The organism is Rhodococcus sp. NPDC059968 (assembly GCF_042738615.1).
GTDB lineage: Bacteria > Actinomycetota > Actinomycetes > Mycobacteriales > Mycobacteriaceae > Rhodococcus_F.
Genome location: NZ_JBHWUE010000056.1, coordinates 1 through 23,269 on the forward strand (window position 1 = coordinate 1; position 23,269 = coordinate 23,269).

The 23,269-nt window shown below is 69.0% G+C and carries 22 protein-coding genes; 1 reads left to right on the forward strand and 21 read right to left on the reverse strand.

What is annotated here, in order from left to right; all coding sequences use genetic code 11:
• Positions 1-184: 184 nt before the first annotated feature.
• The 18 genes from ACFWAY_RS34150 to ACFWAY_RS34235 form a co-directional block, all read right to left on the reverse strand.
• A complete protein-coding gene (locus tag ACFWAY_RS34150; protein ID WP_378452659.1) occupies positions 185-1,162 on the reverse strand; it encodes an esterase/lipase family protein in 978 nt (325 codons plus the stop codon).
• A gap of 98 nt (positions 1,163-1,260) precedes the next feature.
• Positions 1,261-1,917 carry a PadR family transcriptional regulator gene (locus ACFWAY_RS34155; protein WP_378452758.1) on the reverse strand — a complete coding sequence of 219 codons (657 nt, stop codon included), beginning with the start codon at positions 1,915-1,917 and terminating at the stop codon, positions 1,261-1,263.
• A gap of 86 nt (positions 1,918-2,003) precedes the next feature.
• Positions 2,004-4,022: a primosomal protein N' gene (locus ACFWAY_RS34160; protein ID WP_378513660.1), complete on the reverse strand. Its 2,019-nt coding sequence runs from the start codon at positions 4,020-4,022 to the stop codon at positions 2,004-2,006.
• 46 nt (positions 4,023-4,068) lie between these two features.
• Entirely contained in the window at positions 4,069-5,283 is a 1,215-nt protein-coding gene (gene metK / locus ACFWAY_RS34165; RefSeq protein ID WP_005241739.1) for a methionine adenosyltransferase, read from the reverse strand.
• A 106-nt stretch (positions 5,284-5,389) separates the two neighbouring features.
• Positions 5,390-6,721 (reverse strand): bifunctional phosphopantothenoylcysteine decarboxylase/phosphopantothenate--cysteine ligase CoaBC, encoded by a 1,332-nt coding sequence (gene coaBC / locus ACFWAY_RS34170; RefSeq protein ID WP_378513661.1) that lies wholly within the window; start codon positions 6,719-6,721, stop codon positions 5,390-5,392.
• 14 nt (positions 6,722-6,735) lie between these two features.
• Complete coding sequence (rpoZ, locus tag ACFWAY_RS34175) at positions 6,736-7,041, reverse strand: DNA-directed RNA polymerase subunit omega (RefSeq protein WP_005241734.1); 306 nt, start codon at positions 7,039-7,041, stop codon at positions 6,736-6,738.
• 41 nt (positions 7,042-7,082) lie between these two features.
• The gene (gmk, locus tag ACFWAY_RS34180) at positions 7,083-7,706 is read right to left on the reverse strand and encodes a guanylate kinase (RefSeq protein ID WP_378452656.1); all 624 of its coding nucleotides are present in this window, start codon (positions 7,704-7,706) and stop codon (positions 7,083-7,085) included.
• Positions 7,707-7,714: 8 nt separating this feature from the next.
• Entirely contained in the window at positions 7,715-8,035 is a 321-nt protein-coding gene (mihF, locus tag ACFWAY_RS34185; protein ID WP_005262298.1) for an integration host factor, actinobacterial type, read from the reverse strand.
• A 126-nt stretch (positions 8,036-8,161) separates the two neighbouring features.
• Positions 8,162-9,001 (reverse strand): orotidine-5'-phosphate decarboxylase, encoded by an 840-nt coding sequence (gene pyrF / locus ACFWAY_RS34190; protein WP_378452655.1) that lies wholly within the window; start codon positions 8,999-9,001, stop codon positions 8,162-8,164.
• Entirely contained in the window at positions 8,998-12,366 is a 3,369-nt protein-coding gene (carB, locus tag ACFWAY_RS34195) for a carbamoyl-phosphate synthase large subunit (RefSeq protein WP_378513662.1), read from the reverse strand. The genes pyrF and carB overlap by 4 nt, the downstream gene beginning before the upstream one ends.
• Positions 12,366-13,526 carry a glutamine-hydrolyzing carbamoyl-phosphate synthase small subunit gene (carA, locus tag ACFWAY_RS34200; protein ID WP_378513663.1) on the reverse strand — a complete coding sequence of 387 codons (1,161 nt, stop codon included), beginning with the start codon at positions 13,524-13,526 and terminating at the stop codon, positions 12,366-12,368. Before carA ends, carB begins: the two co-directional genes overlap by 1 nt.
• A complete protein-coding gene (locus ACFWAY_RS34205) occupies positions 13,523-14,089 on the reverse strand; it encodes a transporter (RefSeq protein WP_378513664.1) in 567 nt (188 codons plus the stop codon). Before ACFWAY_RS34205 ends, carA begins: the two co-directional genes overlap by 4 nt.
• Positions 14,086-15,429: a dihydroorotase gene (locus tag ACFWAY_RS34210; RefSeq protein ID WP_378452651.1), complete on the reverse strand. Its 1,344-nt coding sequence runs from the start codon at positions 15,427-15,429 to the stop codon at positions 14,086-14,088. The genes ACFWAY_RS34205 and ACFWAY_RS34210 overlap by 4 nt, the downstream gene beginning before the upstream one ends.
• A complete protein-coding gene (locus tag ACFWAY_RS34215; RefSeq protein ID WP_378513665.1) occupies positions 15,426-16,370 on the reverse strand; it encodes an aspartate carbamoyltransferase catalytic subunit in 945 nt (314 codons plus the stop codon). The genes ACFWAY_RS34210 and ACFWAY_RS34215 overlap by 4 nt, the downstream gene beginning before the upstream one ends.
• On the reverse strand, positions 16,371-17,000 hold the full coding sequence (gene pyrR / locus ACFWAY_RS34220; RefSeq protein WP_378513666.1) for a bifunctional pyr operon transcriptional regulator/uracil phosphoribosyltransferase PyrR: 630 nt from the start codon (positions 16,998-17,000) through the stop codon (positions 16,371-16,373).
• A 140-nt stretch (positions 17,001-17,140) separates the two neighbouring features.
• Positions 17,141-17,650, reverse strand: a complete 510-nt coding sequence (nusB, locus tag ACFWAY_RS34225; RefSeq protein WP_378513667.1) for a transcription antitermination factor NusB — start codon at positions 17,648-17,650, stop codon at positions 17,141-17,143.
• Positions 17,651-18,214, reverse strand: coding sequence for an elongation factor P (efp, locus tag ACFWAY_RS34230; RefSeq protein ID WP_005241702.1), 564 nt, complete (start codon positions 18,212-18,214; stop codon positions 17,651-17,653). It abuts the gene before it with no gap.
• 33 nt (positions 18,215-18,247) lie between these two features.
• The gene (locus ACFWAY_RS34235; protein WP_378513668.1) at positions 18,248-19,351 is read right to left on the reverse strand and encodes an aminopeptidase P family protein; all 1,104 of its coding nucleotides are present in this window, start codon (positions 19,349-19,351) and stop codon (positions 18,248-18,250) included.
• Between the two features lie 134 nt (positions 19,352-19,485).
• On the opposite strand from ACFWAY_RS34235, the gene ACFWAY_RS34240 reads away from it, so the two are divergent.
• Positions 19,486-20,232: a B-4DMT family transporter gene (locus ACFWAY_RS34240; RefSeq protein ID WP_378513669.1), complete on the forward strand. Its 747-nt coding sequence runs from the start codon at positions 19,486-19,488 to the stop codon at positions 20,230-20,232.
• A gap of 88 nt (positions 20,233-20,320) precedes the next feature.
• Here the strand turns inward: ACFWAY_RS34240 and aroB are convergent, their stop codons facing one another.
• The 3 genes from aroB to aroC form a co-directional block, all read right to left on the reverse strand.
• Positions 20,321-21,433, reverse strand: coding sequence for a 3-dehydroquinate synthase (gene aroB / locus ACFWAY_RS34245; RefSeq protein WP_378513692.1), 1,113 nt, complete (start codon positions 21,431-21,433; stop codon positions 20,321-20,323).
• 65 nt (positions 21,434-21,498) lie between these two features.
• Positions 21,499-22,005: a shikimate kinase gene (locus ACFWAY_RS34250; protein WP_378513693.1), complete on the reverse strand. Its 507-nt coding sequence runs from the start codon at positions 22,003-22,005 to the stop codon at positions 21,499-21,501.
• 38 nt (positions 22,006-22,043) lie between these two features.
• On the reverse strand, positions 22,044-23,231 hold the full coding sequence (aroC, locus tag ACFWAY_RS34255; protein WP_378452645.1) for a chorismate synthase: 1,188 nt from the start codon (positions 23,229-23,231) through the stop codon (positions 22,044-22,046).
• Positions 23,232-23,269: the final 38 nt, after the last annotated feature.

Consider the following 23,269-nt stretch of genomic DNA (forward strand, 5'->3'; position numbering starts at 1 on the left):
TGGGGGGCTTTGGTGGTACATTTGTTATTGGGGGTTTGGGGTATGGATTTTTTGTGGGGGGTTTTTTTTTTTTTAAACCCCACTGGTGCGTGGGGCCGCCGGCCGTCCCAAATGGGGGGCCTACCCAAACACCCCCTCCGGGGGGGCGCGGGCCCTCCCCGCCCCCCCGCTTCGTTGCGTGGGACTATCTATTGCTGTCGAGGATCACCTGGGGAATACCCGCGCCGACCGGGACGAACTCGCAGCGAGCCAGCGGAGTCGCGTCGGGGTCGAGCGCCGCACGGACGAGGTCGAGCGCGAACGGATCGTAGGGCGCCTGGAAATGTCCGGTGCCGTCCTGGGGGCATCGATCCTGGATCAGGATGTTGACCGCCCCGGCGCCGTGGAGCGCCATGTTCGTGTACGGCTGGATCATCTCGTCGTACCGAGACCCGATCGTCGTGTACGAGACGCCGGGTGCGGTGTCACCGCCCACGTTGAGGGCGTTCATGAACGGCGAGCCCTGCATCTGCTGGCTGACGGCGACCGACGTCACCGTGCGGGCGAAGTCCGGTCCGCCGGGAAGTGCCTGCACGATCGGAACGAGGCCGTACATCACTCCCCCGTAGCTGGGCGACGCCAGTCCGACCCAGTGGTCGACGAACGGGGCGCCGCCGAGCTTGTTGACGTAGTACCGCGTGACGTTCGCACCCTGCGAGTATCCGACCGTGTCGACCTTGGCGGCGCCGGTCGCGTCGCGGACCCGGTCGACGAACCGGCCGAACTCCTCCGCGCTCGCGACGATGTCCTCGGTGCCGTACGAATCGGCACCCGGCGCTCCGCCGTAGTTGAGCGCGAACACGCAGTAACCGTCCGCGGCGAGCATCGGCGACAGGGTGGCCCAGTCCGCGTAGGCGCTGGCGTCGGTGCCGTGCGCGAGCACCACCGGCTCGGGGTGGTCCGGGGCGGGTGTGCAGGAGAAGTCGTTCGACCCCGCGGGTGCGCTGTCCGGGTGCTCGTGCGCATACGCGGCGGCGGCACTACGGCCGGTCTGGGGAAGCCCGGCCGTGGCGGGCACGACGGGTTGGGGCGGTGAGGCGTCGTCCGCGTGAGCGGTGGACACTGCGCCGGACATCAGCAGGACGACACCCGCGACGACCGCACCGGCACCCCGAAATCTCATGATCTCTCCCGACTTCGCCGTGACATTTCTGAGAACTTTCCCAGAATGTGCACGCGCTGTCGCGTCGAGACGGCGGGCCCGCGGTGAGCCCTGGCGCCCTACGAGTCGGTGTCATCCTTGCCGGCTTCGCTCTGATCGTCTTCCGCGAGAAGGCGATACATCGCGCGCCGCGCCTCGGCGAGGATCTCGCCGGCACGCCGGACCTGTTCGTCGTCACCGACCGCGGCAACCTGCCCCGCGGCACCCATCAACAGCCCGATCAGACCCCGCAGGTCCTCGGCGGGCCGGCCGACGCTCTCCCGCACGTCGTCCCACGGCGTGCCGAGGTCGGTCTTGTTCGCTTCGACGAAGGCCTTGCCCTCGTCCGTCAGGCGCGCGGTCTTGCGGCCCGCCACCTTTTCGATGAGCACCAGACCCTCGTCCTCGAGCTGTGACAGCGCGGGGTAGATCGAACCGGGGCTGGGCTTCCACACCCCGTCGCTGCGTTCGACGATCTGTTGAATCAGCTCGTAGCCGTGCATCGGCTCCTCGGTGAGCAGCAGCAGGATCGCGGAGCGGACATCGCCGCGCCGGCCCCTGCCACCCCGTCCGCGTCCGCGGCCGAAGTGCATTCCCGGACCGAAGCCGGGATCACCCTCGGGGCCGAAGCGGCCTCGCCGGTGTCCGTGACGGTGGGGCCCCTCGGGCCGTCCCGTCCGTTCGCGTGTGAATCGGTCCCGTCGGGAACCTCTGTGTTCGAAATGGAAGTCTTCCATCATCAGCCTCCTTCTGTATCGCTGATGCATCAACGATATATCGTCAATCGCGAGCCGGCAAGGTCGTATTTCGTGACGGTGGTCGATTACCCGATGCGTATGGGGTCGATCTGGATCCGGGCAGGTTGCGAGTCCTTACGCGCGCTGCGCACCGACTGCGCCTCTCCCAGCGCCTTGGCCAGCGGTTTTCCCTCGCCACGGGGCACCCGGATCAGCATGCGCTCCACGTCCGCCGGCTCCGGCGCGTCGCCGGAGAACGGCAGCCGCTCCCCCGCCGGCAACTCGACCGGGCCGAGCAACTCCGCGTTCGCCGGCAATTCGGCGAGGTCGAGAAGGTCCGCAATCGCCTTCGCGCTGCCGTCGAGTGCCGCGAGATGGATCGCGGGCGGAAATCCGACCTCCGCGCGCTCCTCGTACTGTGCACGGGCGTGACCGACCGGATCCCAGCGGACCAGCGCCTGCACGGTCGGAATCCCCGAATCGGCGACCACGACCACCTGACCGCCCTCGGCGAACGGCCGCACGAGCGACGACGCCGTCATCCACCGCCGCAGCGTCTCCTCGGCGGCGCGCAGGTCGGGACGGCCTAGCAGCGCCCACCCGTCCAGCAGCAACGCCGCGCCGTACCCGCCCGCCATCACCGGTTCGGCCCCGACCGTCGACACCACGAGGGTGGGACCCTGCTTCACCTCGTCGACGACGTCCGTGCCGCCCGACATCCGGACGGCGACGCCGGGAAACGCGCGGCCCAGTTCCTCGGCGGTCCGTCCGGCACCGACCACGACGGCCCGCAGCGCCTTCGCTCCGCACGCGTGGCAGCGGTGTGCGGCGTCGGCGACGCCGCACCACCGGCAGGCCGGGGTCCCCGCCCCGTCCGGGCCGGCCGCGGACGGCAGCGCGAGAGGTCCGTTGCATCGTCGGCATCGCGCGGGCGCCCGGCACTTGCCGCACGCGAGGCTGGGCACGTAGCCACGCCGGGGCACCTGGACCAGCACTCCCCGGCCGGCGCCGAGCGCTTCCCGGGCAGCCGCGAACGCGATCGCGGGCAACCGGGCGGCGCGCGCGCCGGGATCGCGGGCCAGGGCGTGGTCACTGTCCGCGAGCGCGGTGATCTTCGGGGCGGCCGCCCGCACCGAGTCCCGGGAGGCCACAAGGTCGTGCGCCCACCCCGAGTCGACCAGGGCCTGGGCCTCCGCGGTGCGCGCGTGTCCGGCCAGCACCACCGCGCAGCCACTGGCGTACGCGCGGAGCAGCGCCACCTCGCGGGCGTGCGGATACGGTGCGCGCGGCTCGGAATGGTTGTCGTCCCCGTCGTCCCAGACCACGATCAGCCCGGTGCGCGGCGTCGGCGCGAACACCGAACTACGGGTCCCGACGACGACCTTTGCCGTCCCGCGCAGCGCAGCCAGCCAACGCCGGTAACGCAGCGCCGGACCGAGGCCGGCGGCGAGTCCGACGACGGCATCCTTGCCTAGCAGCTTCTCCACTGCCGCGACCACGCGGTCGAGATCACGCTGATCGGGCACGACGACGACGGTGCTCGCCCCGGTGGCGGCGACGAGTCCCGACAGTTCCGCGAGACGCGCCGGCCAGTCCTCACCGGGGAGCGCCTGCCAGACCGCGCGCGGGGCCCGCTCCCCCGACAATGCGGTCAGGAATGCGCCGCCGTGGACGTACCGGTCCCACGCGTCGGTCTCGATCGCGGGGTCCGGCACCGCGGGGGGTTCGGACGCGGCCTCGGACTCCGCCCGCGCGTGTCTCGGCGGGATCGCGAGCCGCAGGACGTCCGCGCGGGTTCCGGCGTATCGGCCGGCAACGAGGTCGACCACCCGGGTGATCTCCTCGGTCAGGACCCGCTCGGGCGAGATCACCCGTTCGAGCCAGCCGAAACGGCCCTGATGGTCGCTCGTCGCGTTCCGGGAGACGACGAACCCGTCGACGAGACGTCCGGCGAACCGGATGCGCACCCGGACCCCGGGCCGTGCCTGCGCGTCGAGATCCTTCGGAACGAGATAGTCGAATTCGCGGTCGAGGTGGGCAAGCGGAAGCAGCGGCAGCACCCGGGCAACCGGATCAACTTCTGCCGCAACCTTTTCCGCGCTCACGCGGGGACTCCTACCGCAGCGGCGCCCGCCGCGCCGTGACTACCGATCAGAGGCCTGCGGCTGCCCGCAGCTTCTCCGCCCGGTCGATGCTCTCCCACGGGAGGTCGATGTCGGTGCGACCGAAGTGACCGTAGGCCGCGGTCTGCGCGTAGATCGGACGCAACAGGTCGAGGTCGCGGATGATGGCGCCGGGCCGCAGGTCGAACGTCTCGGTGATGGCCTGCTGGATCCGCGCCGGATCCGTCTTCTCGGTACCGAACGTCTCGACGAACAGACCCACCGGCGCCGCCTTGCCGATCGCGTACGCCACCTGGACCTCGATCCGGTCCGCGAGGCCTGCCGCGACCGCATTCTTGGCCACCCAGCGCATGGCGTAGGCCGCCGACCGGTCGACCTTCGAGGGGTCCTTGCCGGAGAACGCGCCGCCGCCGTGGCGGGCCATGCCGCCGTAGGTGTCGACGATGATCTTGCGACCCGTCAGGCCGGCGTCACCCATCGGGCCGCCGAGCACGAACTTGCCGGTCGGGTTGACGAGCAGGCGGATGTCCGAGACGTCGAGTTCGGGCATGTCGATTTCGGCGAGAACCGAACCGAGAACCTTCTCCCGCAGATCCGGGGTGAGCAGGTTGTCGAGGTCGATGTCGGCGGCGTGCTGCGTCGAGATGACCACGGTGTCGAGGCGAACCGCCTTGTCGCCGTCGTATTCGATGGTGACCTGAGTCTTGCCGTCCGGGCGCAGGTACGGCAGGACACCGGACTTGCGGACCTCGGTGAGACGACGCGACAGGCGGTGCGCCAGCGCGATCGGCAGGGGCATCAGTTCCGGGGTGTCGGTGGTGGCGAACCCGAACATCAGTCCCTGGTCGCCTGCGCCCTGGCGGTCGATCTCGTCGTCGCTCAGTTCGCCGGTGCGGACCTCGTGCGAGTGGTCGACGCCCTGGGCGATCTCCGGGGACTGTGCGCCGATCGCGACGTTCACGCCGCAGGAGTTGCCGTCGAAGCCCTTGGCCGAGGAGTCGTACCCGATCTCGAGCACGGTGTCGCGCACGATCTTGGGGATGTCGGCGTAGGCGGTGGTCGTGACCTCACCGGCGACGTGGACCTGTCCGGTGGTCACCAGTGTCTCGACGGCGACGCGGGCGCGCGGGTCGTCGGTGAGGAGCGCGTCGAGGATGGAGTCGCTGATCGCATCACAAATCTTGTCCGGGTGCCCCTCGGTCACAGACTCACTGGTGAATAGCCGACTACCGGACTGGCTCACAGAATTCCCTCTCGACAGTTGTCCTGAACAGCACTTGAAAACAGCTTAGCTGCGTAATACCGCGAACGACCCTAGCGCCACCCCGGCGGGGGTGACACCCTTCGAATCACCGAAATTCTGCCGGATGTTCCGTCAGAGTGTCCGGCAGCAGCTGGTCGACGGCGTCGAGCACCCGGCTCGCCATCAACGCCTTCGATCCGTGCTCGAGCGCGGACTCGGAACCGTCGGCTCCGAGCAGCCACCCGTCGTTGTGGTCGACCTCGAACGCCTTGCCCTCGCCGACCGCGTTGACGACGAGGAGGTCGCACCCCTTACGCGCGAGCTTGGCCCGCGCGTACGTGAGGACGTCGCCGTCGGCGTCGCCCGTCTCGGCCGCGAATCCGACGATCACGGTCTTCGACGGGATCTCGCCGTCCCGCCGGGACTGGACCAGGCCGGCGAGGATGTCCTCGTTCTTGGTGAGTGCGATCGAGTCGGGCTCGCCCGCGCCCTTCTTGATCTTGCTCGCCACCGTCGTCGACGGCCGGAAGTCGGCCACCGCCGCGGCCATGATCACGGCGTCGAATCCGGGCGCGTGCTTGGCGACCGCGACCCGCATGTCTTCCGCCGTGCGGACGTGCACCACGTCGACGGCGGCCGGGTCGGCGAGGCCGGCGGTGTAGCCGGAGACGAGGGTGACCTCGGCCCCGCGCTGCACGGCGAGCCTCGCGATGGCATATCCCTGCTTGCCCGAACTACGATTACCGAGGAACCGCACCGGATCGAGCGGTTCACGGGTGCCGCCCGCGGACACGAGGACCCGCCGGCCCTCGAGATCACGCGGCAGCGCATCGGGACGCTCGACCAGCAACGACGCCAATCCGACGATCTCGTCGGGTTCCGGCAGCCGGCCGGCGCCGGTGTCCTTGCCGGTCAGGCGGCCGGATGCGGGTTCGATGACGGTCACGCCGCGTGCGCGCAGCGTGGCGACGTTCGCGACGGTGGCCGGGTGCTCCCACATCTCCGTGTGCATCGCGGGAGCGAACACCACGGGACATCGCGCGGTGAGCAGCGTCGCGGTGAGGAGGTCGTCCGCACGTCCCGCCACGGCCCGCGCCATGAGGTCGGCGGTGGCGGGCGCGATGACGACGAGATCCGCTTCCTGTCCGAGACGAACATGCGGAACCTGCGGAACGTCGGTGAACACACCCGTGTGCACGGGGTTGCCCGACAGCGCCTCGAACGTCGCCTTGCCGACGAACTCGAGCGCGGACTCCGTCGGGATGACCCGCACGTGATGCCCGGCCTCCGTGAAGGCCCGGATGACGGCACAGCTCTTGTACGCTGCGATGCCGCCGCCGACACCGACGACGATCCGCTTGCGGCCCGCCCCCGAGGGAACCGGTTCCGGTGAATCCGTCACTTGCCCGGAGCCCGGGCCCGCTGCCTGTTCAGGCACGGCAGATCCTCCGCTCACTCGCCTTCGGTGTGCTCGAGAAGATCGGAGTGGATCTCACGCAGCGCGATCGACAGCGGCTTCTCCTGCAGGCCCGGCTCCACGAGGGGGCCGACGTACTCGAGGATGCCGTCACCGAGCTGGTTGTAGTAATCGTTGATCTGACGCGCACGCTTGGCCGCGTAGATCACCAGCGCGTACTTCGACGACGTGCGGGCGAGAAGCTCGTCGATCGGAGGATTGGTGATGCCGAGCGGGGTGTCGTAGGCCGGCAGGGCGCCGTGGCTGGGAGTTGCGGACGCTACTGCGGGGGTGCTGCTCACTCGGTATCTCCTGAAATAGTTCTGGCTAGTTGATGTGAGATCTAGTGGGTCGACTCGGACTGTTCCGGTCGTCCAACCAACAAGGATACCAACTCGTCGCACGATCGGCTGACATCCTCGTTCACGATGACCTCGTCGAACTCGTGCTGCGCCTCCAGCTCGACTCTCGCGGTCGCGAGACGCCGCTCCACGACCTCGGCGGATTCGGTGCCCCGGCCGGTCAACCTCTCGACCAGCACGTCCCAGCTCGGGGGCGCCATGAAGACGAGCAGAGCCTCCGGCATCGCGGCGCGGACGGCCCGCGCACCGGCGAGATCGACCTCGACCAGCACCGGTTTGCCCTGCTCGATCGCCCGGCGGACGGGTGCGGCCGGGGTTCCCGACAGCTGCAGCCCGCCGTGGATCTCGGCCCATTCGAGCAGCTCACCGGATTCGATCATCCGCTGGAACTCGTCGCGGGAGGTGAACCGGTAGTCCTTGCCGTCCACCTCGCCCGGGCGTGGGTCGCGCGTCGTCGCGGACACGCTGAAGACGAGCTCCGGCATCCGGTCACGCAGGAGTCGCACCACGCTGGACTTACCGACGGCCGAGGGGCCGGCCAGTACAACCAGCCGACCCCTCCGCACTGCGGTCTTGCTCTCTGACACTTGTGCGTCAGCTACCACTGTCGTGCTCAGGCCTCGAAGTCGAACCTGGCGAGCAGGGCCTTCCGCTGCCGATCGCCGAGGCCACGGAGGCGACGGGTCGGAGCGATCTCCAGCTCGGTCATGATCTCCTGCGCCTTGACCTTGCCCACCTTGGGCAGCGCCTCGAGCAGTGCCGACACCTTCATCTTGCCCAGGATCTCGTCGTCCTCGGCGTCCTTGAGAACCTGCTTGAGGTCGGTGCCACCACGCTTCAGGCGCTCCTTGAGCTCAGCCCTGGCCTTGCGGGCAGCAGCTGCCTTCTCCAAAGCAGCAGCGCGCTGCTCATCAGTCAACTGGGGAAGGGCCACGGTTCCTCCGTCTCGTCGTTGGCAAATAGTCCAAACCACTGGATAACCAGCAGCGATAGCGACCGTACTCACGCCCGGCGCCGATTGCGAACCCACCCCCTGAGGTCAGAGCCGGATTCGGGTGGGCTATGAGAGTGCGGACTCGATCTCGTCACGGACCTTCACGGCCGCCTCACGCAGTGCCGTCACCGACGGTCCGGCACGAAGAACACCACGAGAACTGTTCGGCAACAACAGTTTTCGAGAATCGGGAAAAATGTCGGCGAGATCACCAGGAGTCGCGCCCTGGGCGCCGAGACCGGGCGCGAGAATCGGTCCGGAAAAATTCGACAAATCCAGACCGTGTCCGCGTGTCGCACCCACCACGAGACCCACGAGACCGGGTTGCGCGTCGTTGTGCCGGACCGCCGCGTCCACCAGGGACTGGGCCACGGACGCTCCCCCGGCGGTCTGCGCCGCCTGCAGTTCGCCGCCCTCCGGGTTGGACGTCCGGGCCAGCACGAAGAGCCCACGGCCCTGCTCCGCCGCCAGCGACAGCGCCGGGTCGAGCGCACCGAACCCCAGATACGGCGACACGGTCACGGCATCGGACGACAGAGCCGACTCCGCACCCAGCCAGGACTGCGCGTACGCCGCCATCGTCGACCCGATGTCCCCGCGCTTGGCATCGGCGACGACGAGCGTCCCTGCCTCTCTGAGGACCGAAATGGTGCGTTCGAGTACCGCGTACCCGGCGGAGCCGTACGCTTCGAAGAACGCCACCTGAGGCTTCACGACGGCCACCTCACCGACGAAGGCCTCCACGCAGATCTCTGCGAACGTCTCCAGCCCCTCGGCGGAGACGGGCAGCCCCCACGCCTCGAGCAGTCCCGGATGCGGATCGATCCCGACGCACAACCGCCCCCGGTGCTCGACCGCCGACGTCAGCCGATGCACCCAGGAGTGGTGGTGATGGTGTCCGCTCACGACGAGACGGACCCGGTCGCGGGAGCCACGACCACGGCGGGCGACCGCAGCCGCGCGTGCAGCGCCTGGAGCGATTGGACACCGATGTCACCGCGGATCGCGGCCTCGATGCCCTGCACCGCGGCGGACGCGCCCTGCACGGTGGTGACGCACGGGATGTTCATGGCGACGGCCGCGCTGCGGATCTCGTAGCCGTCGACGCGCGGTCCGGAGTTGCCGTACGGCGTGTTGATCACCATGTCGACCTCGCCGTCGCGGATCGTCTCGACGATGGTCCGCTCACCCGCCTCCAGCGTTTCGCCGGAGTGCTTGTGCACGTCCTGGCAGGTGATCCCGTTCCGGCGGAGAACCGCCGCGGTGCCCTCGGTGGCCAGGATCCGGAAGCCCAGGTCCGCGAGCCGCTTGACCGGGAAGATCAGCGACCGCTTGTCCTTGTTGGCGACGGAGACGAACACCGAGCCCGAGGTGGGCAGCGAGCCATATGCGGCCGTCTGGCTCTTCGCGAACGCGGTGCCGAAGTCGGCGTCGATGCCCATGACTTCGCCGGTCGACTTCATCTCCGGGCTCAGGAGGGTGTCGACGCCGGTGCCGTCGGCGCGCCGGAACCGGTTGAACGGCAGCACGGCCTCCTTGACGGCGACGGGCGCGTTCGCCGGGGTCGAGCCGCCGTCGCCGGTGGCCGGGAGCACACCGCTCGCGCGCAGATCGGCGATGGACTCGCCCAGCATGACGCGGGCGCACGCCTTGGCGAGCTGCACCGCGGTGGCCTTCGACACGAACGGCACGGTGCGGCTGGCGCGGGGGTTCGCCTCGAGGACGTACAGGATGTCGTCCTTCAGGGCGTACTGGACGTTGAGCAGGCCCTTGACACCGATGCCCTTGGCGAGCGCCTCCGTGGAACGGCGGACGTTCTCGAGGTCGGCGCGGCCGAGGGTGATCGGCGGCAGCGCACAGGCCGAGTCGCCCGAGTGGATACCGGCCTCCTCGATGTGCTCCATCACGCCGCCGAGGTACACCTCGGTGCCGTCGCAAAGCGCGTCGACGTCGATCTCGATGGCGTCTTCCAGAAACCGGTCGACCAGGACGGGCCGGTCGTCGGAGATCTCGGTGGCGCGGGAGATGTAGCTCTCCAGCGACGCCTCGTCGTAGACGATCTCCATGCCGCGGCCACCGAGGACGTACGACGGCCGCACCAGCACCGGGTACCCGATGCCGGCCGCGATCTCGCGGGCGCCGGCGAACGTGGTGGCGGTGCCGAACTTGGGAGCGGGCAGGCCGGCCTCGACCAGCACCCTCCCGAACTCGCCGCGATCCTCCGCGAGGTCGATCGCCTCCGGGCTGGTGCCGACGATCGGCACGCCGGCGGCCTTCAGCCGCTTCGCCAGACCCAGCGGGGTCTGACCGCCGAGCTGCACGATCACCCCGGCGACGGTGCCCGACATCGACTCCGCCCGGTACACCTCGAGGACGTCCTCGAACGTGAGCGGCTCGAAGTACAGGCGGTCGGCGGTGTCGTAGTCGGTGGAGACGGTCTCCGGGTTGCAGTTGACCATCACCGTCTCGTACCCGGCCTCCGACAGCGTCAGTGCGGCGTGGACGCAGGAGTAGTCGAACTCGATGCCCTGACCGATGCGGTTCGGTCCGGAACCGAGGATCAGGACCTTCGGACGCTCGGTCTGCGGGGCCACCTCGGACTCGGCCGCCGGATCGAGTTCGTACGTGGAGTAGTGGTACGGCGTCTTCGCCTCGAACTCGGCGGCGCAGGTGTCGACCGTCTTGTACACGGGGTGGACGTTCCACTGCTCACGCAGCGCCCGGACCGCGTCCTCGCCGCCGATCTCGGGCCGCAGGGCCGCGATCTGCCGATCCGACAGGCCGTGGTGCTTGGCGCGGCGCAGTACCCGCTCGGTCACCTCGGGCGCCTCGCGCAGTGCGTCGCCGAGCTCGTGGATCTGCAGGATCTGGTCGAGGAACCACGGGTCGATCTTCGTGGCGTCGAACAGCTGCTCGACGGTGGCGCCGAGTGCGAACGCCTTCTCGAGGCCGTAGACGCGTCCGTCGCGGGGGATGCTCAGTTCCGCCAGGAGGCTGTCCAGGTCGGTGGCCTCCACCTCGGGGCCCGTCCAGTATCCGGCCCGCTTGGTCTCGAGCGAGCGCAGCACCTTGCCGAACGCCTCGGTGAAGTTGCGGCCGATCGACATGGCCTCACCAACCGACTTCATCGTGGTGGTGAGGGTGTCGTCGGCGCCGGGGAACTTCTCGAACGCGAACCTGGGCGCCTTGACGACGACGTAGTCGAGGGTTGGCTCGAAGCACGCCGGGGTTTCCTTGGTGATGTCGTTGACGATCTCGTCCAGGGTGTAGCCGATGGCGAGCTTCGCGGCGATCTTCGCGATCGGGAAACCGGTCGCCTTGGACGCGAGCGCACTGGACCGCGACACGCGCGGGTTCATCTCGATGACGACGAGGCGCCCGTCGGCGGGATCCATGGCGAACTGGATGTTGCAGCCGCCGGTGTCGACGCCGACCTCGCGGAGGATGTCGATCGAGAGGTCGCGCATCGCCTGGTACTCACGGTCCGTGAGCGTCATCGCGGGGGCGACGGTAATCGAGTCACCGGTGTGCACGCCGACCGGGTCGACGTTCTCGATCGAACACACGATCACGACGTTGTCGCGGCCGTCGCGCATCAGCTCGAGCTCGTATTCCTTCCACCCGAGGATCGACTCCTCGATCAGCACGTTGGCGGTGGGCGACGCGGTGAGACCGCCGCCGGCGATCCGCGTCAGGTCCTCGTCGTCGTAGGCCATGCCGGAGCCGAGTCCGCCCATCGTGAACGACGGCCGCACGACGACGGGGAAGCCCAGTTCGGCGACCGTGTCGCGGACCTCGTCCATCGTGTAGCAGACGCGGGAGCGCGCGGACTCGCCGCCGACCTTGGCGACGATGTCCTTGAACTTCTGCCGGTCCTCGCCGCGCTGGATGGCGTCGAAGTCGGCGCCGATCAGCTCGACGTCGTGCTTCTCGAGGATGCCCTGCTCGTGCAGCGCCACCGCGGTGTTCAGGGCCGTCTGGCCGCCGAGCGTCGCGAGGACGGCGTCGATCGGGTGGCCCTTCTCGGCCTCGAGGGCGATGACCTTCTCGACGAACTCGGCGGTGATCGGCTCCACGTAGGTGGCGTCCGCGAACTCGGGGTCGGTCATGATCGTGGCCGGGTTGGAGTTGACGAGGCTGACCCGCAGGCCCTCTTCGCGCAGCACCCGGCAGGCCTGGGTTCCGGAGTAGTCGAACTCGCAGGCCTGGCCGATGACGATCGGGCCGGAGCCGATCACCAGGATGTGGGAGAGATCTGTACGGCGTGGCATTAGTTCTTGACTCCCTCGAGCAGGCTGGTGAAGCGGTCGAACAGGTACGCGGCGTCGTGCGGGCCCGCCGCGGCCTCGGGGTGGTACTGCACCGAGAAGGCGGAACCGTCGAGCAGGCGGACCCCCTCGACGGCACCGTCGTTGGCGCAGGTGTGGCTGATCACGGCCTTGCCGAACGGGGTGTCGAACTCCTGCCCGGCCTCGCCCTCGAGCGCGAACCCGTGGTTCTGCGCGGTGATCGCGATGCGTCCCGTCTCGTGTTCGACGACCGGGATGTTGATCCCCCGGTGACCGAACTTCATCTTGTAGGTACCGAGACCGAGAGCCCGCCCGAGGATCTGGTTGCCGAAGCAGATGCCGAACAGGGGCAGCCCCTGCCCGATGGCCTCCTTCGTGAGGTGCACGGCGCCGTCGGCGGTCGCCGGGTCGCCGGGACCGTTGGAGAGGAAGACTCCGTCGGCCTTCAGGTCGAGGATCTGCTCGAGCGTCGCATTGGACGGGAGCACGTGCACCCGGATGCCGCGCTCGGCGAACATGCGCGGGGTGTTGGTCTTGATGCCGAGGTCGATCGCCGCGACGGTGAATCGCGCTTCTCCCCCGGTCGGCTCGACGACGTAACCGCTGGTGGTGCTGACCTCGCCGGCGAGGTCCGCGCCGAGCATCGACGGCTGGCTCTTCACGCGGTCGAGCAGCACGTCGGTCTCGGCCAGTGCGTCGCCGGAGAACACCCCGGAGCGCATCGAGCCGCGGGTGCGCAGGTGGCGGACCAGTGCCCGGGTGTCGATGCCGGCGATCCCGACGACTCCCTGCTTCACGAGCTCGTCCTGCAGGGAGCCGGTGGCGCGCCAGCTGGAGGTGCGGCGGGCGGGGTCGCGGACGACGTACCCGGCAACCCAGATCTTCGCCTCGGCGCTGCTGCCGGTGGGACCGACGGACTCGTCGTCCTCGTCGTTCCATCCGGTGTTGCCGATCTGCGGCGCGGTGGCCACGACGATCTGGCGGTGGTAGCTGGGGTCGGTGAGGGTCTCCTGGTAGCCGGTCATGCCGGTGCTGAAGACGGCCTCACCGAGTGTCTGGCCGACGGCACCGAACGTGGTGCCCCGGAATACCCGTCCGTCCTCGAGGACCAGTACTGCAGAGTCGGTGTCGTAGCCGCTCATGCGTTCTCTCCGTTCTGCTCGACCTCACCAGAGCTCGCCGCATTCGCTGAATCTTCACTGTCTGTCTTGACGTCCGGCTCCCCTGCGCTGACCCAGGCGGGGTACACGGACTTGTCGTCGCTGCGGAATCCGGTGTCGATCTCGGTGCCGGTCGGCAGTTCCCACCGGATCACGAGGACGCCGTCCTTGCTCATGACCTTGCCTGCGAGACCGCGCTCGGTGCGCACGGCACGGACCGCGTCCTGCGGAATCCAGATCGCCGACGCCCCGTCACGTTCGAGCAGGATCCCGGCTGCGTAGCGGGAGATCTCCCCCGTCGCCCGGAAACCGAGGTCGCCGACCGCGATCCGGTCCTGCCAGCTCGGGGCCAGGGTGCTGCCCACGTACAGTCCGGTGGCCGGGGCGATCGTCTGCTCGCCGAGGTGCGCGGGCACGGCGGGAAGTTGCCCGACCCGGTCGGCCTGCCGGCGGGCACGACCGCGCCACCCGATGTACATGAGGACGATGGCCAGCGCCCAGAACGCGACGAGGCCGACTATCCACAGAATTCTCTCCACCGTCATCCCCTCCCGTTCCGCACCGGGACGCGGGCCTGGCCGTCGCTCGCCGTGATCCGGCCACGCAGGATCGTCGTGGTCACCCGCGCAGGCAGAGTCATCGACTCGTACGGCGTGTTGTGGGCGACGCTGGCGAGATCGGGGCCGTGGACCGTCCATTCGGCGTCCGGGTCGATCAGCACGAGGTTGGCGGGCTCGCCGACCTCGATCGGGCGACCCTGGTCGTCGAGTCCGACGATCTCGGCGGGCCGCTCGCTCATTACCCGGGCCACGCCGCGCCAGTCGAGCAGGCCGGTGCGGACCATCGTCTGCGCGACGATCGACAGTGCGGTCTCCAGACCCAGCATTCCGGGTCGGGCGGCCGCGAACTCGCAGCACTTGTCCTGCTCGGCGTGCGGTGCGTGATCGGTCGCGACGCAGTCGATGATCCCTTCGGCCAGTCCGGCCCGGAGCGCGGCGACGTCGCTCGCCTCCCGCAGGGGCGGATTCACCTTGTTGACGGCGTCGTACGTCTCGAGCCGGGAGTCGTCGAGCAGCAGGTGGTGCGGGGTGACCTCGGCGGTGATCGAAATGCCTTGGCCGCGTGCCCACTTCATCAGTTCGACGGTGCCCGCGGTGGAGGCGTGGCAGATGTGCACCCGCGCCCCGGCGTCGCGGGCGAGCAGCGCGTCGCGGGCGACGATCGACTCCTCGGCGGCGCGCGGCCAGCCCGCGAGCCCGAGCCGGGCGGCGGTGGGGCCCTCGTGTGCGACGGCGCCGACGGTCAGCCGCGGCTCCTCCGCGTGCTGCGCGATGAGCACCCCGAGCGAACTCGAGTACTCGAGCGCCCGGCGCATGATCAGCGGGTCGTAGACGCAGTGGCCGTCGTCCGAGAACATGCGCACCCGGCCGACCCCCGACGCCATCGTGGCCATCTCGGCGAGCTGCTTACCCTCGAGCCCGACGGTGACGGCGCCGACGGGGTGTACGTCGACGAGCCCGACTTCCTGGCCGCGGCGCCACACGTGGTCGGTGACGACCACCGAATCGGCGACCGGGCTGGTGTTGGCCATCGCGAAAACCGCGGTGTACCCGCCGAGCGCGGCAGCGGCCGAACCGGAATCGATGGTCTCGGTGTCCTCACGGCCGGGTTCACGCAGGTGGGTGTGCAGGTCGACGAATCCGGGGAGCAGGATCTGCCCCGCCGCGTCGATCACCTCAACGTCCGGCCCGCCGTCCTTGCCCGCGCCCGCACCGATCGCGACGATGACACCGTCACCGAGCAGAACGTCGGTGGGCTCACCCTCGCCGTACAGCAACACGTTCTTGATGAGCACTGTCTCTCCTGTCACTGCACTGTCACTCATCCCGCAACTTCCTCCGCTCCGACCAGCAGCCGGAACAGCACCGCCATCCGCATGTGCACACCGTTGGTCACCTGCTGCAGCACAGCGGTTCTCGTCGAGTCGGCCACCGCCGACGCGATCTCCATGCCGCGCAGCATCGGACCGGGGTGCAGCACCACCGCGTGGTCGGGAAGCAGCGCGAGCCGCTTCTCCGACAGGCCGTAATTGATCGAGTACTCCCGTTGGGACGGGAAGAATCCGCCGTTCATCCGTTCCGCCTGCACACGCAGCATGAGGACGGCGTCGAGGCCGGGAAGCTCCGCGTCCAGCGAATGCGCCACCGACACCGGCCAGGTCGACACACCCACGGGGAGCAACGTGGGCGGCGCGATGAGGACCACCTCGGCGCCGAGCATCGACAGCAACAGTGCGTTCGACCGCGCGACCCGGCTGTGCAGGATGTCGCCGACGATGGCGATGCGCTTGCCCTCGATGTCGCCGAGACGCTGACGCAGCGTGAGCGCGTCGAGCAGCGCCTGGGTGGGATGTTCATGGGTACCGTCACCAGCGTTGATGACCGCAGGTCCGCCGTCGTCCTGATGGCTGGTCCAGTTCGCGATCTGGTGGGCCGCACCCGATGCTGGGTGGCGCACGATCAGGGCGTCGGCGCCGGCGGCGCGCAGCGTCATCGCCGTGTCCCGGAGGGACTCGCCCTTGGACACCGACGAACTCGAGGCGCTGACGTTGATGACGTCCGCGCTCATCCACTTCCCGGCGACCTCGAACGACACGCGGGTCCGGGTCGAGTTCTCGAAGAACACGGTCATGACCGTCCGGCCGCGCAGCGTCGGGAGCTTCCGCACCTCACGTCCGAGGAGGGCTTGTTCGAAGCGTTCGGCCTCGTCGAGGAGTTCGACAGCCGATTCCCGTGTCAGGTCCGCGATCGACAACAGGTGCTTCACTTAGCTCTTCCCCCCGGAGATCATGACCGCGTCACGGCCGTCGTGTTCGCTCAGGAGCACCTTGACGTCCTCGGTGCGGGCGGTGGGCACGTTCTTGCCCACGTAGTCGGCGCGCAGCGGCAGTTCGCGATGGCCGCGGTCGACGAGGACGGCCAGCTGAACGGCCCGCGGCCGCCCGAGGTCGCGGAGGGCGTCGAGTGCCGAGCGAACGGTGCGGCCGGAGAACAGCACGTCGTCGACGAGCACCACCAGAGTGTTGTCGACACCGCCCTCGGGCACCGACGTGCGTTCGAGGGGACGGTGCGGTTTGGTGCGCAGGTCGTCGCGGTACAGGGTGATGTCGAGGGAGCCGACCGACGGGCGCACCCCGGAGAATTCTTCGATCTTCCCGGCGAGGCGCGCTGCGAGCGTCGTGCCCCGGGTGGGGATGCCGATCAGGACGACACGCGGCGCTTCACCGTCGGCGGCGTCCAGCGCGGTCTTCTCGATGATCTGGTGCGCGATTCGCGCAATGGTCCGTCCCACATCGGCTGCGGACAGCAGCTCGCGTGCGGGTTCGACGGACGGGGACGACTCTGGTGTTGAATCTGCCGGTTCCCCGGCAGGGCGAGACCCTTCGGGCACACGCATACAACGACCTCCTTCTCCGCCTCACTGGACGGATCGTTAAAGGATGCCTGACGCGGACAGCTTATCAGCGCGTCGACTACGCCAGGCCCGGACCCCTGACCTGCGGGCCCGCAGTCACGGGCCCGCAGCGGGACACGAACTTACGAGCCGGCGTCGTTCGGCTCGCCGCCGGCGGTCTCGGCGCGCCGCGACGTCGCGGCCGCAGCCGACCGCACCTGCGGGGCCACCAGCACGACCTGACCGAGGATGCCGTTGACGAATCCCGGCGACTCGTCGGTGGACAGCTGTTTCGCGAGCTCCACCGCCTCGTCCACGGCCACGACCGGAGGCACGTCGGTGGCGTGGAACAGCTCCCACACGGCGATGCGCAGGATGGCGCGGTCGACGGCGGGCAGCCGCTCGAGCGTCCAGTCCTGCAGGTGGGACGAGATCACCTCGTCGATGCGGTCCAGGTTCTCCGCGACCCCGGTCACCACGGTGACGGTGTACGGAGCAACCGGTGCCACGGAGTCGTCCTTGCCGGACAGTTCCGTGCGTTCGGTCGCGAGATCGACCGGATCGAGATCTCGCGCCTCGGCCTCGAAGAGGAAATCGACGGCGCGCTTGCGGGCCTTGTGCCGTGCGCCGAGTTTCTTATGCGTACCGGACACTCAGGAATTCACACGCCCGAGGTAGTTGCCGTCGCGGGAATCGACCTTCAGCTTGTCGCCGGTGTTGATGAACAGCGGAACGTTGATCTCGGCACCGGTCTCGAGGGTGGCGGGCTTGGTGCCACCGGTGGAGCGGTCGCCCTGCAGACCGGGATCGGTGTGCTGGACCACCAGTTCGACGGTGACGGGCAGTTCCACGAACAGCGGAACGTCCTCGTGCGTCGCAACCTGCACGGCCATGTTCTCGAGCATGAAGCGGGCGCCGTCGCCGACGGTGGCCTCGCTGATCGAGATCTGGTCGTAGGTGTCGCCGTCCATGAAGATGTAGTCGGTGCCGTCGTGGTACAGGTACGTCATGTCGCGGCGGTCGACCGTGGCCGTGTCCACCTTGACGCCGGCGTTGAACGTCTTGTCGACGACCTTGCCCGAGAGCACGTTCTTCAACTTGGTGCGCACGAACGCGGGACCCTTGCCGGGCTTCACGTGCTGGAACTCGGTAATCGTCCACAGCTGGCCCTCGATCTGCAGGACCAGGCCGTTCTTGAAATCACTAGTGGAAGCCACTTGCTTCGCGTCTCCTCGATAAGGTCGAACCGTCTACACGACAGTCAGGTCTTTGGTGGTGAGTGTGAGCAGTTCCGGTCCCTGCTCACGAACCACGAGCGTGTCCTCGATCCGCACGCCTCCGCGCCCGGAGAAGTACACGCCCGGCTCGACGGTCACCGCCGCACCGTCCAGAAGTGTACCGGTGCCCAGCTTGCCGATTCCCGGAGCTTCGTGGATCTCCAGGCCGACGCCGTGTCCGAGGCCGTGCAGGAACAGTTCCCCGTAGCCCGCGTCCTCGATGACCCGGCGGGCGGCACCGTCCACCGCGGACACCTCCGCGCCCGGGCGCAGCGCGTTCCGTCCGGCCTCCTGCGATCGTGCGACCAGCGCATATACGTCCCGTTGCCAGTCGGCGGCCCGCTCGAGGACATACGTTCTGGTCATGTCCGAGTGGTAGCCGCCGACCTCGGCACCGAAGTCCAGCTTCACGAAGTCGCCGCCGGCGAGCACCGCCTCGGTCGGGCGGTGGTGCGGGATCGCAGAGTTGGCGCCCGCCGCGACGATGGTCTCGAACGAGATGCCGTCGGCGCCGTGCGCGAGCATCAGCGCCTCGAGTTCCCGGCCCACCTCCTTCTCGGTGCGCCCGGGGCGGAGGCCACCACGCTCGATCAGCTCGGCGAGTGCGGTGTCGGCGGCCGTGCACGCCGCCCGCAGCAGTCCGACCTCGACATCGTCCTTCACCATCCGCAGTTCCTCGACGAGTCCCGGAACGGGATCGAGCCGCGCGTCCGGCGCGAGCACCGACCAGGACGCGAACTCGTCCACGGTGACGACGTGGCTCTCGAACGCCAGCGAGGACGGACTCCGCCGTCCGACCGATTCGATGAGGTGTGCGGCGCTGGCGCGGGCGATCTCGGCCCGCAGATCGGGAACCTGTTCCCCGACCTGCGTGAGATAGCGGCCGTCGGTGCAGATGACGGTGCGCTCCTCGGCGCCCTCGGCGTCCGCGGCGTGCACGAGCAGGGCGGCGTTGGATCCGGTGAACCCGGTGAGATAGCGGATGTTCACCAGATTCGTCACCAGAAGCGCGTCGAGATCCCGGGCGGCGAGGGCCGCGCGCAGCGCCGCGCGCCGCGAACCATGATCAGCAGGCATGTCGTCAAACGTACCGGCAAATCACCACCCGGAGGGCGCGGATCGACGGCACCCGCGGTGACGAGAACAGGTTTCAGAGAGCGTCCGTGTGGGTTAGACCACACGGGTGAAAACCCGCTCGTTACGCTGTGCCCATGAATGCGTGGGTGGTACGCGGCCTCGGCATGGCCCTGATACATGTTTTCGTTCGTGTGATCCTCGGTGTGTCGATCACACAGTGGCCCCTTCAGGGTTCCGCTCTGAGATGGCTCGCACTGCTGATCGTCGTGTTCGTGGCGCTGATCTGGGCCGGCATCGACGGCATCCGGGACCGTCGCCGGAACCCCGAGCCGGAGGACGGCGCCGACCTGACGATGCTGTGGCTGAAGGCGGCCCTGCTCGGCGGCATCGTCGCGGGTGTGGGGAGCTGGCTGGCCAACCTGATTCCGTCCCTCAACGTCACCCAGAACTCGTTCTTCTTCGAGATCACGTCCGGGGCCGCGTTCACGGTCCTGCTGATCTTCGTGCCTGCCATGCTCGCCGTGTTCCTCGGCCGCTTCTTCGTCGGCCGCGAGTCCAGGAAGACGGAGAAGGACCGCAGCGAGCGTCAGCCGGCGGCGCACGGCGGAGGAACGGCCGCAGGAGCCGCAGCGGGGGGAACCGCAGCCGCAGCCGTCGCGGACGACGAGGGCTACGGACAGAACTACCCCGGCCAGGCCTACGAGCAGACCGCGGACACCGGCTACGCCGGATCCGACGCCGACACGGCGGTGTTCGAACCGGTGCACAACTACCGCGAGGACACGTCCGACCTCGATCAGCCGCAGGGCGGGAACACCGCGTGGCAGGATCCTGTCGACCTCGGGAAGCGCACCACCGACGACCAGCGCCGCGGCGAATAACAGCCCTCGGCTTCACCACACCGACAGACGACGCGGCGGTGTGAGCGCACTCGCTCACACCGCCGCGTCCTTGCTCCGTGTCGCTACGTCACAGCAGGACGGCACCGCCGGTGCCCGGCTTCTCCTCGCGCGCCACCGCGGAGTACGCGGCCACGAGCAGAGACGGGTCCGGGCCCTCGAGCCGTCCGGGCTTCGCGAGCCCGTCGAGCACGACGAACCGCAGGACACCCGCCCGGTTCTTCTTGTCGGCCTGCATCCCCTCGACCAACTGGCCGAACGCGTCCGCGTCGTACGTGGTGGGCAGACCCACCAGTTCCAGGATGGTGCGGTGCCGATCCGCCGTCGCATCGTCCAGGCGTCCCGCGAGACGCCCCAGCTCCGCCGCGAACACGAGGCCGACGGCGACCGCGGCACCGTGGCGCCAGCGGTAGCGCTCACGCCGCTCGATCGCGTGCCCGAGCGTGTGCCCGTAGTTGAGGATCTCGCGCAGGTCGGATTCGCGCAGATCGGCGGCCACGACCTTGGCCTTGACCTCCACGGATCGCCGGATCAGTTCGGGCAGAACGGTTCCCGTCGGGTCCAGAGCGGCTTCGGGGTCCTTCTCGATGAGCTCCAGGATCACGGGGTCGGCGATGAAGCCGGTCTTCACGACCTCCGCCATCCCGGCGACGATCTCGTTGCGGGGCACCGTCTCGAGCGTCGCCAGGTCGATCAGCACGGCCGACGGCTCGTGGAACGAACCCACCAGGTTCTTGCCGGCCTCGGTGTTGATGCCGGTCTTGCCGCCGACCGCCGCGTCCACCATCGCGAGCAACGTCGTGGGCACGTGGATCACGCGCACACCGCGCATCCACGTCGCCGCGACGAACCCGGCGAGGTCGGTGGCCGCGCCGCCGCCCAGACTGACCACGGCGTCGCTGCGGGTCAGCCCGATCCGCCCGAGGACCTCCCAGCAGAAGCCGGCCACAGCCAGATCCTTGCCGTCCTCCGCATCCGGAATCTCGATGCGGTGCGCATCGATTCCCTTCTCGGCGAGCGCCGCGCGCACCGCCTCCGCCGTCTCGGCCAGCGGCGGCTGGTGGAAGATCGCCACCGTCCTCGTGCCGGTGAGTTCGTCCACCAGCTCGCCGAGCAATCCGCGCCCGATGATGACCGGGTAGGGGTTCGCCGTCTGCACCTGTACGCGTACCGGTTCGGTCACTGTCTGCTGCTCCGCTCCGTCTTGTCCGAGATTCTCGGACGTCTCTGTTCCGCCGGGGTCGCCGATCACTCGCCGAGTTTCGCCACCAGCTGCTGCACCACACGGGCGGGACTCCGTCCGTCCGTGCGTATCCGGATGGACGCCACCTGCCGATACAGCGGTCGGCGCTTGCGCATCAACTCGGTGTACTTCTGGCGGGGGTCGCCACCGGCGAGAAGGGGGCGCGCGGTGTTGGTCCCTGTGCGCTTGAGCCCCTCGGCCACGCTGATCTCGAGATAGATCACGGTGTGGCCCTTCAACAATTCCCGGGTGCGCTCGGAGAGGATGGATCCACCGCCGAGCGACACGATCCCCTCGTGGCTCTCGATGGCCTTCCGGACGATCTCTTCCTCGAGGGCGCGGAAGGCGGGTTCGCCTTCCTGGATGAAGATCTCGGCGATCGTGCGTCCCGCCTCTTCCTCGACCGCCACGTCGGTGTCGAACAACGGAAGGTCCAGGGCCTGCGCGAGGCGCCGCCCGATCGTGGACTTACCCGCTCCCGGGGGGCCGACGAGCACGGCTTTCGGTGCCATCATCCGTCACCGCCCCGATGCGACGGCAGACCGGCTGGTCATCGCGCGAGCCGGGCTGCGACGCCCGACGCGTAGCGCTCGTAGTTGGCGGTCGTCTCGGCAACCGAGTCGCCCCCGAACTTCTCGAGCGCCGCCTGGGCGACGACCAACGCCACCATCGCCTCGGCCACGACACCGGCGGCGGGCACCGCGCACACGTCGGACCGCTGGTGAATGGCCACAGCTTCCTCACCGGTCGACATGTCGACGGTGGCCAGCGCGCGCGGGACCGTCGAGATCGGCTTCATCGCCGCCCGCACGCGGAGCGCTTCCCCGTTGGTCATGCCGCCCTCGAGACCGCCCGCGCGGTTGGTCGAACGCAGGATTCCGTCCGGGCCCGGACGCATCTCGTCGTGTGCCTGGCTGCCGCGACGGCGCGCGGTCTCGAAGCCGTCGCCGACCTCGACACCCTTGATGGCCTGGATGCCCATCAGGGCGGACGCGAGACGGGCGTCGAGGCGGTCCGCGCCGCTGACGAACGATCCGAGACCCACGGGGAGACCGTGGATGACGACCTCGACGACGCCGCCGAGGGTGTCGCCGTCACGCTTGGCTGCCTCGATCTCGGCGATCATCGACTCCTCGGCGGCCTTGTCGAAGGCGCGTACCGGGCTGGCGTCGATCGACGCCAGATCCGAAGCGGTCGGTTCGGGGCCGGCGTACGGGTCTGACGCGCCGATGGAGATCACGTGGGACAGCACCTCCACGCCGAACACCTGGCGGAGGAAACTCCGGGCGAACGTCGCGGCCGCGACCCGGGCAGCGGTCTCGCGTGCACTCGCGCGTTCGAGAACCGGGCGGGCGTCGTCGAATCCGTACTTGAGCATGCCCGAGTAGTCGGCGTGACCGGGGCGCGGGCGGGTCAGCGGCGCATTCCGCGCCTGATCGGCGAGCAGTTCGGCGTCCACCGGGTCCGCGGACATGATGGTTTCCCACTTGGGCCACTCCGTGTTGCCCACCTCGACGGCGATCGGTCCGCCGAGCGTCCGCCCGTGGCGCACACCACCGACGATGGTGACCTTGTCGGCCTCGAACTTCATCCGCGCACCGCGGCCGTAGCCGAGGCGGCGTCGCGCGAGTTGGGTCGAGATGTCCTCGGACGTCACTTCGACGCCCGCGACCATCCCCTCGAGCATCGCGACGAGGGCGGGACCATGGGATTCTCCGGCAGTTATCCAGCGCAGCACGCCCAATATCCTTCCATGTCGCCGCGCCCGGCAGTGAC

Excerpts from the sequence above, each read along its gene's own strand:
- carB (WP_378513662.1), bottom strand. The coding sequence starts at position 12,366 with ATGCCACGCCGTACAGATCTCTCCCACATCCTGGTGATCGGCTCCGGC.
- carA (WP_378513663.1), bottom strand. The coding sequence starts at position 13,526 with ATGAGCGGCTACGACACCGACTCTGCAGTACTGGTCCTCGAGGACGGA.
- ACFWAY_RS34210 (WP_378452651.1), bottom strand. The coding sequence starts at position 15,429 with ATGAGTGACAGTGCAGTGACAGGAGAGACAGTGCTCATCAAGAACGTG.
- ACFWAY_RS34155 (WP_378452758.1), bottom strand. The coding sequence starts at position 1,917 with ATGGAAGACTTCCATTTCGAACACAGAGGTTCCCGACGGGACCGATTC.
- ACFWAY_RS34250 (WP_378513693.1), bottom strand. The coding sequence starts at position 22,005 with ATGGCACCGAAAGCCGTGCTCGTCGGCCCCCCGGGAGCGGGTAAGTCC.
- ACFWAY_RS34205 (WP_378513664.1), bottom strand. The coding sequence starts at position 14,089 with ATGACGGTGGAGAGAATTCTGTGGATAGTCGGCCTCGTCGCGTTCTGG.
- ACFWAY_RS34235 (WP_378513668.1), bottom strand. The coding sequence starts at position 19,351 with ATGCCTGCTGATCATGGTTCGCGGCGCGCGGCGCTGCGCGCGGCCCTC.
- pyrR (WP_378513666.1), bottom strand. The coding sequence starts at position 17,000 with ATGCGTGTGCCCGAAGGGTCTCGCCCTGCCGGGGAACCGGCAGATTCA.
- ACFWAY_RS34150 (WP_378452659.1), bottom strand. The coding sequence starts at position 1,162 with ATGAGATTTCGGGGTGCCGGTGCGGTCGTCGCGGGTGTCGTCCTGCTG.
- ACFWAY_RS34240 (WP_378513669.1), top strand. The coding sequence starts at position 19,486 with ATGAATGCGTGGGTGGTACGCGGCCTCGGCATGGCCCTGATACATGTT.